Origin of the sequence: Silvibacterium bohemicum (assembly GCF_001006305.1) — a bacterium.
GTDB lineage: Bacteria > Acidobacteriota > Terriglobia > Terriglobales > Acidobacteriaceae > Silvibacterium > Silvibacterium bohemicum.
In genome coordinates this window covers 81247-97605 of sequence record NZ_LBHJ01000004.1, presented here as the reverse complement: position 1 = coordinate 97605, position 16359 = coordinate 81247, and the positions used below count along the sequence as shown (strand labels likewise).

Sequence of the window (16359 nt, the reverse complement as noted above, 5' to 3'; positions counted from 1 at the left end):
CATGTCAGCATTTTCTTCACTTCAAGTCCTGCAGGGCTATCTCAAGGTGGTCTCCGATCGCCAGCAGATGATCGCCTCGAACATGGCCAACATCGACACGCCTGGATATCACACCAAGGATCTGAACTTTCAGGCGGCAATGAAGCAGGTAATGAACACCGAAGGCGAGCCACGCTTCGAGCCGGCATCGCAGGAAATTGTAGGGCTGCCGGAGCGTCCCGACGGCAACAACGTGAACATCGATCGCGAAAGCATGCTGCTTTCGCAAACCCAACTTCAGTATTCGCTCGGCGTGCAGATGGTGAAGTCTTCTCTTCACACCCTGTACAGCGCCATTAAGGATGGGAACTGACAATGGGCCTGTTTGACATGCTGAACATCAGCGCCTCCGCTCTCTCCGCAGAGCGCCAGCGAGCGGAAATCACTTCGACCAACCTTGCCAACGCCGAGACCACGCATACCGATACCGGTGGTCCCTTCGTTCGCAAGCAAGTAGTTTTCAGCGCCAGCAATGGCTTGCCTTTTCGCAGCGTGTTTAATCGCATCGGCAAATTTTCTCAGCCTCCGACCGGCTCAGTGAAGCTGTCGCAAGTTGTAGAAGACAGCTCTGCTCCGATTCTGCGTTATGAGCCGGGAAATCCGGATGCGAATAAGGATGGCTATGTGGCCTATCCATCGATTAACCCGACCACCGAGATGGTGGACCTGATGGGAGCGGTTCGCGCCTATCAGCTCAACGCGTCGGCAGTGAGTGCAGCGAAGCAGATGATTCAGCAGTCGCTCGACATACTCAAATCGTCATAACAATTTTCCTGGAGCGGAACAATGAGCGTAAGTCTGGGTGGAATTCCGAGTTCGTATCTGCCGGATATGTCCAGTATGGACGGCGGCAGTGACGCCGGCGGCGTAAATTTCGGCGATGTGCTGAAAAATGCCGTCAACAGCGTAAACCAAGTCAACGACGATGCTGCTACACAGGCGAACAACCTGCTGCAAGGCAACGGAGACGTGAACAGCGTAATGATCGCAGTCGAAAAAGCGGATGTTTCCTTCCAGCTCATGATGCAGGTTCGGAACAAAATCGTGAACGCTTACCAAGACATCGAAAAGATGCAGTTCTAGGACTGAAACATTATGCCAGGCTTCAAAGACGCAACTGCGCAGGCAAAACAGTTTTGGGCAAGCCGCAACCCGCGCCAGCGAGGATATCTTCTCGCCGGCGTGGGCGCCACAGTAGCGCTTCTGGCGCTCTTCGTGCGACTGATCGGAACGCCCGACTACAAGCCACTCTTCACCGGTCTGGAACCCGCGGATGCGCAGACGCTCTCTGCGCAGCTTGACGCCGAGGGGATTCAGCACCAGACCAGCGCCGACGGCAAGACCATCAGCGTACCTGCTGACAAGCTTGATGCGGCTCGCATTCAAACTGCTTCTCATGGACAGCCGCACAGCGGACGCATGGGATTCGAGCTCTTCGACAAGATGTCGTGGGGTCAGACAGAATTCGATGAGAAGGTGACCTACCAGCGCGCGCTTGAAGGCGAACTGGAGCGCACCATCCAAACCATGAACGGGGTACAGAGCGCACGCGTGCATCTGGTAATGCCCACCGACTCTGTCTTTATCGATCATCAGCGCAGCGCGAAAGCTTCAGTGATCTTGAAGCTTGATCGGGGCGGCCTTTCGAAAGATGCCATTCAGGCGATTGGCCGATTGGTTTCGGGAGCGGTCGATGAACTGAGGCCAGAAGATGTCTCCATCATCGATGCGGATTCCGACCGGTCGCTAGGCACAGGAAGCGATGGCCAGCCGGACGGCGAAGGCAGTGAGACGGGCCTGACGCAGCGGCTCGTCGCGACCCTCGAGCCGGTGGTGGGGCTGGATAAGATTCGCGCCAGCGTCAACATCGACTACGATCACGGCGCCACCGAACAGAGCGAAGAGAAATACGATCCGGCAGTCAGTGCTCTGCTGAACGTGCAGAGAACTGAAGATCAGGCGGGCGGTGGAGCAGGCTTCGGCGGTGTGCCGGGAACTGCGAGTAACATTCCCTCGCCGAAACAGGCCAAGCCAACTACGACTACGACACAGGATTCCGTTCAGTCGTCGAAGTCGGAGAGCGCGCAATACGGTGTGAACAAAATCGTGACGCATACGGTGACACCTGCCGGACGCATTCAACGGGTAAGTGCAGCCATTCTGGTAGACGATGCCGTGGTGCGAACCGTGAAAAGCGGCAAGGTTAGTTTTGCGATGCACAAGAGAACGCCGGAAGAGCTGGACAAGATTCAGGAGCTGGCCAAGGCGGTGATCGGCTTCGATGCGAAACGCGGCGACACCATCAGCGTCCAGAACATGTCGTTCGATTCGGATGTGAACGACGATCTGGCTCCGAAGTGGACGGACAAGGCACAGAAGATGGTGTCGGATTTCGCGCCTGTTCTGCGGCCCGTTTCACTCCTTGCTGTCTTCCTGCTCGCCTACCTCTTTGTGCTTCGCCCCATTCAGAAGAAAGCGCTTGGTCCCGGTGCGCCCAATCAGGCTCCCCAACCTGTGCTTGCAGCCGCACCTGAGGTGGAACGTCTTACCGCAGGTATTCCCGAGCCCAGCGACGACTCGCGCAGAGCTACGGAACTCAAAGATCAGACGGTTGAGCTTATCAAGCAGAAGCCGGTCAACACCGCGCGTGCCGTCCAGGCATGGCTGCGGGAGGAGCCTTCATGACAAGCATGGAACACGCATCTCTCAGCGGGCCGCGTAAGGCCGCGATTCTGATCTCCGTACTCGGAGATGAGCCGGCCGCAACGATTCTGCGCAACCTTCCCGAAGACGATCTGCAGCGCGTTACGGATGAGGTAGCAAACCTGGGCACGATTCCCTTTGAAGTCGCGCTCAATGTGCTGGAGGAATACCAGCAGATGTTGATGGCTCAGGATTTCTTTGCCGAAGGCGGGCATGATGTTGCGACCCGCCTGTTAATTAAGGCTTTTGGCGAAAACGGCGCGAGGGCCATGGTGCAGAAGATGGCGCGCGCGGACGACCAGCCAGCGGTGAAGCCGGACATGCTGAAGAAGGTGGACCCGCAACAGCTGGCAAGATTTCTGGTCGGGGAACACTCTCAGACCAAGGCCATGATCCTCGGGCACCTCGATGCGAAGCAGGCATCGGCGCTGTTGATGAAGCTCGATCCGGAACAGCGTGCCGACTGCGTGAGGCGTCTCGCGAATCTGGGCCAATATTCTCCGGAGATAGCCGGCAAGGTTTCGGGAGTTCTGCATCGCCGCCTGAGATCAACCGGCGATAACGGAAAGCGGTCGGATACGGGCTTCAGGAATGTCGCCGAGCTGATGAACCGGCTCGACGCCATCTCGGCGCGCGAGATCCTCGATCACATCGAAAGGGAAGAGCCGAAGCTGGCCATCGGCATCCGCGACTTGATGTTTACCTTCGAGGATTTCATGGAGGTTCCAGAGCTGGACCTCCGCGAGCTCCTGAATCTGATCGATAAGAAAACTTTGATGATCGCTCTCAAGGGAGCGAGCGAGGACTTACGGAACCACTTTCATCGCACCATGTCTTCACGCGCTCTCGAGATGCTGAAGGAAGACTCCGAGGTGCTGGGGCCGGTGCGCAATAAGGAAGTAGCCAGAGCCCAGGCGGAGATTATCGCCATCGCGCGCAAGCTCGAATCGGAAGGCAAGATCATATTGAAGAGTGAGGGAGAAGACGAGTATGTCCTCTAGCGCAGAGTTCGGAAATCTGATCTCGCTTCCGGTAATGACGCTGGAATACCGCGACATCTCGGACGCTCCATCTTCCGAGAGCTCGCAGGCGACCCTGGATGCGGAGAGCAAGGGGCCGGCTGAAGTAGAGCTTTCGGAGGAAGAGTTCGCGACGCGCATCAATAACGAGAGAGCCGACGCGATGCGGCAGACCGAACAGCGTCTGCGTCAGGAATACGAAGCCAAGCTGCAGGCGGCTCGCGGAACGATTGCTACTGCCATCTCCGCCTTTGAGACGGAGCGGACCGAATACTATTCGCGAGTGGAAGCGGAGGTTGTTCAGCTTGCTCTGGCCATCGCCAAGAAGATCCTGCACCGGGAAGCGCAGGTGGACCCGATGCTGGTTGCAGCGCTGGTGAGGATGGCCATTGAGAAGATGAGCGAAGGCTCATCCGTGAACATCCGAGTTGCCGCCGCACAGGCAGCCAAGTGGAAGCAATACTTTAATGCGCAGGCCAGCACCGCAAAGGTCGAGATTGTCGAGGATGTGACTTTAACGGACTACGATTGCATTTTGGAAACGGAGCTGGGTTCGGCAAACTTCGGGCTGGATACGCAATTGAAGGAAGTCGAAAAGGGCTTCTTCGACCTTCTCGCGCTGAGGCCGGCGACTCGATGAACCGTCCGCTGCTGGCCTCTTACACCCACTACCTTCAGAATGGCTCGACGCTGCGTTGGAAGGGCCGGATCAATCAGGTAGTGGGCAATCTGATCGAGTCCAATGGTCCCTTCTGCTACGTTGGTGAATCCTGCGAGATCGTTGGCGCGAGCGGACGAAGCTTCTCGGGCGAGATCATCGGTTTTCGCGGATCGACCATGCTGTCGATGGCCGCGGACCATCCGCAGGGTATTCGTTTCGGCGACAAAATCATGACCTGGGGCGCACGCCCCTCAGTCCGAGTAGGACCGGAGTTGATGGGGCGCGTTATCGATCCGACGGGCAATCCCCTGGATGGAAAAGGCGATTATCGCGCAACACATTCGGTGAGCATCGATGGCTCGGCGCCGCTTCCGCTCGATCGCGTTGCTATCCGCGAGCCGCTGGGTTGCGGTATCCGCGCAATCGACGGCTTTCTCACCTGCGGCAGAGGCCAGCGCGTCGGCATCTTTGGCGGCAGCGGCGTTGGAAAGAGCACGCTCATCGGCATGATGGCGCGCGGCACCGAGGCCGACATGACGGTGCTTGCGCTGGTCGGAGAGCGCGGCCGTGAGGTCGGCGAATTTCTGGAGGTGCTTGGCGAAGAAGGTTTGCGCCGCGCCGTCGTTCTTGTCTCCACATCCGATCAATCGCCGCTGCTGCGTATCCGCGCAGCTTTGGCGGCCACTGCGGTCGCCGAATATTTTGCAAGCCTGGGCAAGAATGTGCTGCTCATCGTCGACTCGCTGACCCGCTTCGCCATGGCGCAGCGCGAGATTGGACTGGCGGCCGGTGAGCCTCCTACGGCCAAAGGCTACACGCCATCGGTATTGAACATGCTGGCCCGGCTGGTCGAGCGAGCGGGAAATTTTTCGCAGGGCAGCATCACCGCTTTCTATACCGTCTTGATGGAAGGCGACGATCAACAGGATCCAGTCGTGGATACTGTTCGCTCGCTCCTCGACGGACACGTCGTGCTGGATAGAAATCTCGCCATGCGCGGCCATTATCCACCCATCTCCATTCTGGAAAGCCTGAGCCGATTGATGTCGAGCATGGTTTCGGAGCAGCATCTTGCGAAGGCCAAGTCGCTGCGCCTGGCGCTGTCGACGTATGCGCGATCGGAAGATCTGATTCGCATCGGCGCCTATCAGAAAAATACCGATCCGGTTCTGGATAGCGCGGTGCAGAATCTGCCCGCGCTCAATGGGTTTCTGCAACAAAAACCGAACAATCTCCCTAAGTACGCAGAGGTTGTGAAGCTCTTGATGGAACTGCCCGGTTAGGCCGGTTGAGATAGTGGCGTCCGATATTTGTGGCGCGATGTCGAGAGGAGCATGACAGGCGATGGGCTTTCAATTCCCACTGGCGACGGTTCTTCGGGTTCGCGAAAGTATCGAGAAGCGCGAAGAGCGCGCGCTGCAAAAAATTCTGATCGAGATAACCCGTGTAACGCAGATGATCGAAGCTCTGAACGCAATGATCGCCGGTGCTCACATCGATCGCGAAGATGCGATGCGGCTGATGATTCCAGCAGGCCACCTGCACACCATGCAGTGGGAGATGCAATCGGCGGCCGAGAAAAAGCAGACCCTCCTGCAGATACTTCAAACTCTCGAACAGCAGCGCGGCGAACAGATGAAGGCATACCAGGCTGCGCATCGCGACCGCGAAACGCTCACCGACATGATGGATCGTCAGCGCGGCCTGTACGATCTGGAGCAAAATCGCGCGCAGCAAAAGCGCCTCGATGACATCGTCATTGCCCGCCATCACCGCAGCTAAATTTCAATCCCTCTCTCTTCCGCGCGACGAGTATTCCTCGTCGCGCGTTTTTTATTTTGCAAGTATCTGCGGCTCGAGTTGCCATGCTTGCGATCAACTAGGCAGACATTGCCCAGTGCATTCGGCAACGGTTGCCGATTGCTCGATTTGCTTTGCATGGCCGAAAAATCGGAAGCATAGAAGTGCTTTCGAATCAGTGGATTCTGTGGCCGCAGATGGCACGCAGATTGGTCCGATGCTGGCGCGCAACGTGCAATATGTCAGGCGTGCGAATCGCAGCGTCATCGACGAACTCCAGTACGGCAGCACCGCAATCGGCGGCGGCGGCCCATTCTGCGGGAGGCGCCTTTCAGGCGCTTCTCGCCAGCGTCGCCGAAGTGGCGGCTCCCGGAAACGGCTTGATCAAAGGCGATGCGAAGACGCTCGCCGCATTCGATCAGAAGAACGCCGCGGCAGAGGCGAAGTCAGGCACTCAAGATGGGGATGCCTCATCCGTGATTGAGAATGGGCAGACTTCGGGTGCAGCGTCCGACGAAACCGGCGTGTCGACTTTGTCGACAGCGACAGGTTCAGCGGCCACTACAGGTTCGGCGCAATTGACATCGACGCAGAACATTCCCTCCAACCTCATCCTGCAGGCGGTCGTTGCGAACGCCTCCGGACAGGACGCTACAGAAGACAGCTCTGCGCTCGCAGGCGCGAAGGCGCACTCTGTTGCGAATGCAGGAAGCGGCGGGCCGGCCAAGCAGGAAAAGACACAAGTATCTGCGGCAGTTACAAATGCGGGCGCCAATGTGGCCTCGCCGATTCTTCCCACTGATAAAGCCGTATCCCTTCCATGGAATCTGCCCAACGGTGTGGCCAACTCGCAACAGAGCGGCCAACAGGCCAGCGGCGGCGCTGTTTCTGGCGGAACGGCCGCGAACGGGTCGTCATTGTCCGCCACCGAAACCCTCGACGCACGCCTCGCCTCCTTGATGCGCAATGTGCCGCAGCAAGCGGTTACGCCTCAAGTGGAAGCGGGCCCCGCGGAACATGCCGTACCGCAAGCGAAGCCCTCGGCATCTTCTCCCGATGCGACTCTCGATGGACAGACATCTGCAGCGACTAGCGCGAATGCGAGCGCACAAGCAAGTGTCGCGCAGCAGGATGGGGCGAATGCTGCAACGCAGCTCGCGGGCCAGACCTTTACCTTGCCGATCAACCTGGCGGCAACCACCGGTCTCGCCGGTAACAGCGATGCCGGCCAGGCGATGGATAAATCGGTGCAGAAGCTGTCTTCTGACTCCGCCTCCAAGAATCCCGATGTCACCAGCGTTGCGGATCTGGGCAAGAAGCCTTCAGGCGACGCGGTCAGCGGTACAGCCGATGCCTCATCGCAAAGCGCCCAGAACAACGGGCAGCCCACGCCGCATTCGCAATCCGGAGCTTCCGATCCGGCGTTGCCGGCGGTAAAGGTTGCAGATGGCGGCGCGGCGATGCAGGTGCAGGCTCAGACAATTCAGGCGCACGTGGCCTCTCACGAGACGGCGTCCGCGAGCCGTGCGACCGATGGCGCGGACATCGCTCCTCGCCAGAGCGAGACAAAAGCGGAGACGGTGCCGGCTCAAGTAGAGAGCGGCGAGGCCGCGGCAACCTCCGGAGTGAATACCGCAAAACTCATTCAGACCATAAACGAGTCCGAGATTCGTGTGGGAATGCACTCGAACGAATTCGGCGATATCTCGATTCGCACCTCGGTTTCGCAACAGCAGATGCTGGCTCAGATTTCTCTGGATCACGGCGATTTGAGCCAGGCTATCTCTGCTCATATCTCCTCGGTGCAGACGAAGCTTGGAAATGAATATGGGCTTCACACGGTGATCGAGGTCAATAACCAGGGTTCATCGTTCTCCGGCAATTCGGGACAGTCGTCGCAGTCGCAGCAGGACCACAGAGCATATGCGCGGTCTGGGCAGGTTGAGAGTGTTGAGGCTTCCATGGAAGCCGACAGCAGCTTGAGTCCGGTGGCAATGGCAGCAACGGGCGATGGCTATCGGTTGGATATCCAGGCATAACGAAAAGTTTTTCAAGAGAGGAAAGGCAAATGAGTATTCAAGGATTTACCCCGCTTATGTCCGCTCCGGTGCATGCACAGACAGCCAATTCTGCTGCGGCAACGAGCAATGCGAATAGCTCGAGCGGTTCGAACAGCGCGGGCAACGGCACTTCGGCGGCCAGCCTTCAGCAGACTTTTCTCAGCCTGCTGGTGACTGAGTTGCAAAACCAGGATCCCACGGCTCCGGTTAATCCCACCGAGATGGTCGGTCAGATGGTCTCTCTCAACCAGCTGGATCAACTTATCTCCATCAACTCGACGTTGACGAGCCTCACCGGCGGCGCATCGGGAAGTTCCGGCTCTGGTTCAGGTTCCGGTTCGGGCTCTGGCTCCGGCTCCGGCTCTGGTTCCGGCACTCCTGACGTCGTCGGCTCATCGAACGCAATCAACGGAGCAGCTTCCCCCCACTCCGCTTCTGCTGCTGCTGCTGCGGCCCTCGGCCAGATGCCAGCAGCAACGAACGGCGTAAATACGAATGGGTTCATGAATCTGTATGGCAACGTCGGGACCCAAGCCACGACTTCAAGCTCCACACACCTAGGAGGAAGATAAATGTCCGCATTCTCGATTCCACTGTCTGGTCTTTCAGCAACCTCGTCAGAGCTGAACGTCATCGCGAACAACCTGGCCAACCTCAACACGGATGGCTTCAAAGATGAAACGCTCAACTTCGGCGACATCATGAATGCCGCGACAGGCAATTCTGGAAATGGCGATCCCATCCAGATCGGCTCCGGCGTAGAGGTTGAAGGCACCACCTCCAATTTCACCAACGGCAGCCCCACTTCGACCGGTGTTCCTTCGAACATGGCGCTGCAGGGCAACGGCTTCTTCGTGGTGCAGAATAGCAATGGCACAGAGAGCTACACACGCGCCGGCGACTTCACCACCAATAATGCCGGTCAGCTTGTCACTCCCAGCGGTCAGTTGGTCATGGGATTCCCCGCGACGAACGGTGTGGTTTCGACCAGCGGTGCGCTTGCACCGATCAACGTAGGTGAATCGAACACGGTTCCAGGCACGGCCAGCACGAGCTTCTCCGTGGAAGCGAACCTCAATTCGAATGCCGCGGCCGGCACTACCTTCAACGCGCCTATCACCGTTTATGATTCGCTGGGCAATCCGCTGCAGCTGAATGTGCAATTCACCAATAACTCGGCCGGTAATTGGAGCTATAGCGTTACCGTCCCCTCTTCTAACATCACCGGCGGAACCGGAACTACTACCCAAGTGGGCAGCGGAACTCTTACCTTCAATTCCAGCGGCCAACTGACCTCTCCTGCCGGCAGCGTTACCGGCATCAACGTTACCGGCCTGGCGGATGGCGCAGCCAACATGAGCATGAGCTGGAACCTGAATGGCACCGGCACCAGCCCGATCATCACGCAGCTGGCGTCCGACAGCACTTCGAGCAACCCGACGACAAACGGCTTCCCGGACGGAACGCTTACCAGCTACACCGTCGAGTCCAACGGAACCGTGGAAGGTACGTTCAGCAACAATCAGACCCTGGCTCTCGGACAGGTCGCGGTGGCGCAGTTTGCCAACGTCCAGGGACTGCAGCAATCCAGCAGCACCGACTACCAGGCCACGCTTGCCTCGGGACAAGCCGCTGTCGGACAGGCCAATGGCACCACCAGCGTCATCACTGGCGGATCGGTCGAGGGTTCGAACGTGAACCTCTCCGCCGAATTCGCTAACATGATCGTCGCGCAGCAGGGCTATGAAGCGAACGCCAAGGTGCTGACTACGCTCGATCAGGTGTCACAGGCAACGATTCAGCTCATCAGCTAGTCGAGGCTCGTGTCTCGCAGTGGTTAGCGTACGATTAGAAACTCCCGCCAGGCGGATTCTCTGCCTGGCGGGCTACTTCCACCGCCCCGCCTATCTCATCGCTGTCTCACCGGCAGCGGGCTTGCGCAGCTAACACGCAGCCATCCGCAAATCTTTTAAAAACAATGATCTAGGCACCGCGCAATGCACATGCGCGGATGCCCGTGCTGCGCTAAAAATTCCGGCCCTTCGATTGCATTTACATCGGCACAATCGCTCCACTCATTGCCTTCCAGTTCAGACCGGTATCTTATCGGCCAAATCTCGGGGGGTAAGTGTGGCGCCAGGACGCGCGAGGACGAATGAGTACTGCAATGCCGAACCCGGAAGTAAAGCCTGCTGAGACCTATCCACCGGCTACCCCGATTCCGAGTGGGGGCGATCTGCTCGACACCATGCCTTGGCTGCCATGCACGTTGAGTCTCGACCTGCCTGTGGTGCAGTTTACGATCGGCGATCTTCTCAAGCTCACCAAGGGCTCGATCGTCGAGACTGCTTGCCATCACACCAGCGACGTTCCGCTGCGTGTGAATCAACTATTGATTGGCTGGACCGAGTTTGAAGTTATCGGAGACTGCCTCGCCGTACGAATTACGGATCAAGTATGAGTGCTAAGAATCGTAAGCGCCGCTCTTCTGCGCCGGCCTCGCGCCCGCGCATGTCCTCACCGATGCCGCAGTTTGCGACCGCAGGCGCCTCCTTTCGAGCCTCGTTGTCTCAGATTGCACAGAGCCACTCCGTATTACAGTGGCCCCGCCTGCAGATAGCTCCGGATTTTCTCGCGAGATTCAAGCAGCAACAGCAGCCGCTGGTGAATACGGTGACTCGCGTATGGGCATGGCTGCATAAGAAATACACCGTGACGACCAACAAGCGGCTTCGCGTAGCGGAAACGGTCTCGCTCGGAGAGAAGCGATTCGTCGCTCTGATCACGATCGAAGGCCGGGAGTTCCTGATTGGCGGCGGCACGGCCGGCGTTTCGCTGCTGGCCCAACTGGGAGCGGGGCAGGAGACTGCGAATGCTTCCGCGCTGCGCATCGAAGGGATCTCTGAATGAACCGCTTCAAGGCCCGGCGACTTGTGATGATCGTTTCTTTGCTCCTTTCCGCCACCATTCCCGGTGCGGCGCAGGCACGCTTTTCTCTGCCCGGAATCGAGACATCGCAATCGCTCGGCCGCCAGTTTCAATCATCCAATGCTTCCTCATCCGCGATGAGCCAGCTTTCCAAGATGCCATCGAATTTCGGCAACTCACAGTTGTCGGCTAGTCCCGCGCCTGGCGGGCTCAACTTCCAGATGCCGAACGCACCGGGTGTGCCGGGGCAATCGCTCCCCTGGCCGATCATCGTCACGCTTACTGGGCTGACGCTGATTCCTTCCATCCTGCTGTGCATGACTCCGTTTGCGCGGCTGCTCATCGTCTTTCACTTTCTGCGTCAGGCTCTGGGACTTCAGACCACGCCGTCCAACCAGACGCTCATCGGACTTTCGCTGATCATGACCTTCTTTGTCATGCAGCCCATTGCCGCCAAGATCTATAGCGATGCTTTTGTGCCTATGGAATCGGGTCAGATCTCCGTTCTCGATGCATTGAGCCGAGCGGAAGAGCCGATGCGCGGGTTCATGGCCCACTATGTGCGCGAGAAAGACGTAGCCCTCTTTATCGATCTGGCCAAGGAACCGCGCCCGGCTTCCGTGAATGATCTATCGATGCGCGTACTCTTGCCGGCTTACATTCTTTCCGAGCTGAAGGCCGGCTTTCAGATCGGCACCGTGTTATTCCTGCCGTTCCTGATCGTCGACATGGTGGTGGCATCGATCACCACCTCGGTAGGCATGCTGCAACTGCCGCCGGTGGTTATTTCCACCCCGCTCAAACTTCTGCTTTTTCTGATGGTGGATGGTTGGCATCTGCTGGTGAGTTCGCTGATGAGGAGCTTCAACTAACCATGGGTGTAGATCAGGTCGTACTGCTCGGACGACAGATGCTGCAGGAAGTGATGATCCTGGTCGGCCCGATCTTGGTCGTCGCAATCGTCGTCAGCCTGGTGATCAACATCCTGCAAGTGCTCACTTCGCTGCAGGACAACACCGTTTCGACAGTGATTCGGCTTCTTGCTACAGGTTCCGCGTTGTTCTTCATGATGCCGTGGATGTGGCGTCATCTGGCCAACTACACATTGACCATGCTGTCTAACTTTCAAAGTTATTTGCAATGATTCAGATACCCCTACTCACGATCATTAGCGGTCTGCTGACCATCGGCGTGCGCCTGACTGGGCTCATGCTGTTCGCGCCGTTCTTTGGAAGCGTCGTGATTCCGTCGCGTGTGAAGGCCATCCTGGTTCTTGCTCTCAGCGTGCTGTTATTTCCCACCTGCGGGCAGCAGCTTGGCGTTCATGCGCTGTCGGATTGGCCGTTCCTGGTCTTCACTGAGTTTCTGATCGGCGTGGGCATGGGCATCGCGACCAACGTTGTCTTTGAAGCAGTGCAATTGACCGGACAGGTGCTCGGCATTCAAATGGGCTACTCGCTCATCAACATCCTCGATCCGCAGACGCAGGTAGACACCACGGTCGTCGCGCTCTTCTATCAGAGCATCGTGATGCTGCTGTTTCTTCGCATGGATGTTCACTACTGGCTGCTGCATGCAATCGGTAATAGCTATCTGTATCTGCCCGCGGGCGCCACGCACCTGAGCAGCCTGTTTACGACGAATGTATTCAAGACAGGCGGAGAAGTGTTCGCTTTGGGCATCCAGATTGCCGCGCCTGTTTTATCGGCAACCCTGGTAGCGGATATCGTCCTCGGCTTGCTGGGCAAGGCCTCACCGCAGATGCCCCTCATGATGCTGGGACCGGCCGTGAAGAGTTTGCTGGGGCTGCTCATTCTGATCGCAACGCTGAAGTATTGGCCGGATCTTTTCTACCGCTTGTTTCTGGGCTCCATACAAAACGGCGAACGTTTACTGCATTTGGCACATTGAGACACCATGGCTGATTCGAGCAAAACAGAACAGGCGACACCGCGGCGGCGCCAAAGAGCGCGGCAGCAGGGCCAGGTCACGCGTTCGCGCGAATTGACCGGCTCTCTGTCCCTGGTTGCCGTCGCCGCGGTGCTGTCGCTGGTCGGCCGTCAGGTCGGACCTCATTGGACAGACTTCTTCAGAAACACATTGGACTCGGCGAGCACCGACACGATCGAGCCGAATGGACCGCTCTTGTTCTGGACCAGCGTCGAAGTATTCCGCTGGATGGTCCCTATCTTGATGACTGGTCTCGTCGTGTCGCTGGCCTCGGGAGTGGCGCAGGGAGGTTTCGTCTTTGCCGCCGAAGCCATGGCTCCGAAGTTCGAGCGCTTCAGCCCGGCCAACAAGCTGCAGCAGATGTTTTCGCCAGCCGCGCTCAGCAACGTTCTCAAGTCGCTGCTGCCATTCGCCGCTATCGTGTGGGTGGGTGTGGCCTGTATGCGCAGCCACTGGGGCGAAATTCTGGGCAGCGCCTTTATCGATGGCCGCGCCTTCGCGAATCTGGTGAGCGCCATGCTGGTCGAGGTCTGTTGGAAGTCCAGCCTGATCCTCCTGCTGTGGTCGGGCGTGGATTATGCGCTCCTGCGGTTGAAGAGCGAGGGTGACCTCAAGATGAGCCGCCAGGAGATCCGCGAAGAGGTCAAGGATACCGACGGCAATCCCGCCAACAAGGCGAGAATTCGAAAGATGCAGCGAGCCGCGCGGCGCAAGCAGATGATCAAGGCTGCGGCAACTGCAACTGTCGTGGTTACGAATCCGACGCACTACGCGGTTGCCCTGCGTTACGAAACAGACATGGCCGCTCCCATCGTCGTGGCCAAGGGGCTCGACCTGCTGGCCGCGAAGATCAAGGAAATTGCCCGGGAAAACGATATCCCGGTGATGGAAAACAAGCCTTTGGCGCAGGCGCTTTACAAGGGCGTCGAAGTTGGCGACACCATTCCCGCTGCTCTTTATCACGCCGTTGCCGAAATTCTGGTCCTGGTCTACAAGGCACAGGCCGAGGTGAAGCAGCGCGAGGCACAAAGAAGAGCGTATGCGAATCCGTCTGCGGCTAAGCCGCCCGCACCCAAACCGCCAACACCCAATCCGCAAGGAGAAGTGAGACCGCTGTGAACAAAAAATCCGGACTGCTCAATTCGCTTCGCACCTCATCCGAGTGGGTCATTCCCACAGCGGCAGTGGCCCTGGTGTTTGTGATGCTCGTGCCGCTGCCGAGCTTCATCCTCGATATGCTGCTCACGCTGAATATCGTGGCCTCGGTGCTGGTGCTGCTGACCGCGATTCAGATCCTGCGCCCGGTGGAGTTCTCGGTATTCCCAAGTCTCATCCTGCTGCTGACGTTGATGCGATTGTCGCTGGATCTGGCCAGCACCCGGCGCATCCTGCTGCACGGCAATGAAGGTCCGTCAGCAGCCGGAAAGGTGATCGAGGCCTTCGGCCAGTTCGTGGTCGGCGGAAACTACATCGTCGGCTTCGTCATCTTTATAGCGCTGATCGCCATTCAATATCTCGTCGTCAGCCACGGCGCGGTTCGTACCGCTGAAGTGACGGCGCGCTTCACGCTCGACGCCATGCCCGGCAAGCAGATGGCGATCGACTCCGACCTGAACACCGGCCTCATCACTGCGGATGTGGCGCGCACCCGCCGCGAAGCGGTGTCACGCGAAGCCGAGTTCTGCGGCTCCATGGACGGCGCAGCGCGCTTCAGTCAGCGAGATTCGCTGGCCACCATCCTCATCATGGCCATCAACATCGTGGCCGGCTTCCTGATCGGCGTCTTTCAACAGGGCGTGCCGTTTGCGCAGGCGCTCAAGACCTACACCATTCTCACCGTCGGCGATGGACTCGTCGCAATCATTCCTTCGCTGCTGGTATCGGTCGCCGGAGGCATTGTCGTCACCCGCGCCGCTTCGGACCGCTCTCTCGGCGTCGACATCACGAAGCAGGTCTTCAGAACATCGCGACCGCTGTGGATTGTCAGCGGCGTGCTGGTGGCTCTGGCGCTCATTCCCGGCATGCCAAAGATTGCATTCCTTGCCTTGGGCGGAGCCACTATGTACGCCGCCAGTAAGATGAAGCCAGCCGCTGCAACCGACGCCGTAACAGCCAAAGGAGCGGCAGGCAAGGGCGCAGTTCCGGGCGCACCCTCCATCGATCCGATGGATGCAGTGCTCAAGCTCGACGAGCTGATGCTTGAGGTCGGTATCGGCCTGGTGCCGCTGGTCGACGCGAAGCAGGGTGGCCAATTATTGGCGCGAGTGAAGTCGCTGCGCAAGAATCTCGCGCAGCAGCTGGGATTTCTGGTGCCTTCGATCCATATCACCGACAATCTTTCGCTCAAGGAGCGTGAGTATGTCGTCTATCTCCGCGGCGTAGAGATTGCGCGCTGGGAGATGCGCCGGGACCGGCTGCTTGCAGTGAATTCCAATCCGAAGCCCGGAGATATTCCCGGCCAGGAGACGCGCGAGCCGGCCTTCGATTCGCCCGCGAAGTGGATCACTCCCGACTTGCAGGCGCAGGCTATCTCCGCTGGATATGCGGTCGTGGACCACACTGCGGTGCTGGCTGCTCACCTCGCCGAGCTGATCAAGCAGAACGCGCATGACCTGCTTACCCGTTCGGAAACGAAGCGCCTGGTAGATCGCATTGGAGATTCGCATCCCAAGTTGGTCGAAGAGCTGACGCCGAAGCTCATGAGCCTGGGCGAAATTCAGAAGGTGCTGCAGCAATTGCTGCGCGAGCAGGTTTCCATCCGCGACATCGGAAGCATTCTCGAAGCGCTGGTCGAGACGGCAGCGATCAACAAGAATCCTGTGGCCCTGGTCGAGTCGGCAAGACACTCGCTGGGACGCGCCCTGATTCGTCCTCTGCTCAACGAGCGCGGCCAGCTGAAGGTGGTCACTCTGGATAGCTCGATTGAAGAAGAGTGCTCGCGCACGCAAAACCCGCAGTTGATCGCCGGTGGCGCGATGCAGATTTCCGTAGCCCGCAGGGTGCTCGATGGTTTGCGCTCGATGCTTGGCGATCAGGTTACGATGGCTCCCCCTGTGCTTCTCTGTGCTTCACCGGGACGCTTCTACCTGAAGCGGCTCCTGGAGCCATTCATTCCAAAAATCGTGGTTATTTCACCCTCGGAGATTCCACCGATGACGCAGGTACAGTCCTTAGGTTCTGTTCGATGAAGCTACTTGAT

18 protein-coding genes are annotated in these 16359 nt (G+C 58.3%); all 18 read left to right on the top strand.

What is annotated here, in order from left to right; genetic code table 11:
* The first annotated feature begins 1 nt into the window (after position 1).
* Positions 2 to 352 carry a flagellar basal body rod protein FlgB gene (locus tag XX99_RS11035; RefSeq protein ID WP_050059468.1) on the top strand — a complete coding sequence of 117 codons (351 nt, stop codon included), beginning with the start codon at positions 2 to 4 and terminating at the stop codon, positions 350 to 352.
* 2 nt (positions 353 to 354) lie between these two features.
* Positions 355 to 804, top strand: coding sequence for a flagellar basal body rod protein FlgC (gene flgC / locus XX99_RS11030; RefSeq protein ID WP_050059467.1), 450 nt, complete (start codon positions 355 to 357; stop codon positions 802 to 804).
* A 21-nt stretch (positions 805 to 825) separates the two neighbouring features.
* On the top strand, positions 826 to 1122 hold the full coding sequence (gene fliE / locus XX99_RS11025; protein ID WP_082125483.1) for a flagellar hook-basal body complex protein FliE: 297 nt from the start codon (positions 826 to 828) through the stop codon (positions 1120 to 1122).
* Positions 1123 to 1134: 12 nt separating this feature from the next.
* Positions 1135 to 2724, top strand: coding sequence for a flagellar basal-body MS-ring/collar protein FliF (fliF, locus tag XX99_RS11020; RefSeq protein WP_050059465.1), 1590 nt, complete (start codon positions 1135 to 1137; stop codon positions 2722 to 2724).
* Positions 2721 to 3743: a flagellar motor switch protein FliG gene (fliG, locus tag XX99_RS11015; RefSeq protein ID WP_050059464.1), complete on the top strand. Its 1023-nt coding sequence runs from the start codon at positions 2721 to 2723 to the stop codon at positions 3741 to 3743. Before fliF ends, fliG begins: the two co-directional genes overlap by 4 nt.
* Positions 3733 to 4401: a FliH/SctL family protein gene (locus XX99_RS11010; RefSeq protein ID WP_050059463.1), complete on the top strand. Its 669-nt coding sequence runs from the start codon at positions 3733 to 3735 to the stop codon at positions 4399 to 4401. The genes fliG and XX99_RS11010 overlap by 11 nt, the downstream gene beginning before the upstream one ends.
* On the top strand, positions 4398 to 5705 hold the full coding sequence (locus XX99_RS11005; protein ID WP_050059462.1) for a FliI/YscN family ATPase: 1308 nt from the start codon (positions 4398 to 4400) through the stop codon (positions 5703 to 5705). Before XX99_RS11010 ends, XX99_RS11005 begins: the two co-directional genes overlap by 4 nt.
* A gap of 61 nt (positions 5706 to 5766) precedes the next feature.
* Entirely contained in the window at positions 5767 to 6204 is a 438-nt protein-coding gene (locus tag XX99_RS11000; RefSeq protein ID WP_050059461.1) for a flagellar FliJ family protein, read from the top strand.
* Positions 6205 to 6461: 257 nt separating this feature from the next.
* Positions 6462 to 8261, top strand: coding sequence for a hypothetical protein (locus XX99_RS10995; protein ID WP_156185941.1), 1800 nt, complete (start codon positions 6462 to 6464; stop codon positions 8259 to 8261).
* Between the two features lie 29 nt (positions 8262 to 8290).
* Positions 8291 to 8854 (top strand): flagellar hook capping FlgD N-terminal domain-containing protein, encoded by a 564-nt coding sequence (locus tag XX99_RS10990; protein ID WP_082125482.1) that lies wholly within the window; start codon positions 8291 to 8293, stop codon positions 8852 to 8854.
* Positions 8855 to 10096, top strand: coding sequence for a flagellar hook protein FlgE (locus tag XX99_RS10985; protein WP_050059458.1), 1242 nt, complete (start codon positions 8855 to 8857; stop codon positions 10094 to 10096). It abuts the gene before it with no gap.
* A gap of 341 nt (positions 10097 to 10437) precedes the next feature.
* Positions 10438 to 10743 (top strand): FliM/FliN family flagellar motor switch protein, encoded by a 306-nt coding sequence (locus XX99_RS10980; protein ID WP_231581280.1) that lies wholly within the window; start codon positions 10438 to 10440, stop codon positions 10741 to 10743.
* Positions 10740 to 11192, top strand: coding sequence for a flagellar biosynthetic protein FliO (locus XX99_RS10975; protein ID WP_050059456.1), 453 nt, complete (start codon positions 10740 to 10742; stop codon positions 11190 to 11192). Before XX99_RS10980 ends, XX99_RS10975 begins: the two co-directional genes overlap by 4 nt.
* A 26-nt stretch (positions 11193 to 11218) precedes the next feature.
* Positions 11219 to 12082, top strand: coding sequence for a flagellar type III secretion system pore protein FliP (fliP, locus tag XX99_RS10970; protein WP_231581277.1), 864 nt, complete (start codon positions 11219 to 11221; stop codon positions 12080 to 12082).
* A gap of 2 nt (positions 12083 to 12084) precedes the next feature.
* Positions 12085 to 12354: a flagellar biosynthetic protein FliQ gene (locus XX99_RS10965; protein WP_050059455.1), complete on the top strand. Its 270-nt coding sequence runs from the start codon at positions 12085 to 12087 to the stop codon at positions 12352 to 12354.
* Positions 12351 to 13121 (top strand): flagellar biosynthetic protein FliR, encoded by a 771-nt coding sequence (fliR, locus tag XX99_RS10960; RefSeq protein ID WP_050059454.1) that lies wholly within the window; start codon positions 12351 to 12353, stop codon positions 13119 to 13121. Before XX99_RS10965 ends, fliR begins: the two co-directional genes overlap by 4 nt.
* Before the next feature lie 6 nt (positions 13122 to 13127).
* The gene (locus XX99_RS10955; protein WP_050059453.1) at positions 13128 to 14279 is read left to right on the top strand and encodes an EscU/YscU/HrcU family type III secretion system export apparatus switch protein; all 1152 of its coding nucleotides are present in this window, start codon (positions 13128 to 13130) and stop codon (positions 14277 to 14279) included.
* Positions 14276 to 16348, top strand: coding sequence for a flagellar biosynthesis protein FlhA (flhA, locus tag XX99_RS10950; protein ID WP_050059452.1), 2073 nt, complete (start codon positions 14276 to 14278; stop codon positions 16346 to 16348). Before XX99_RS10955 ends, flhA begins: the two co-directional genes overlap by 4 nt.
* The last annotated feature ends 11 nt before the right edge of the window (positions 16349 to 16359 follow it).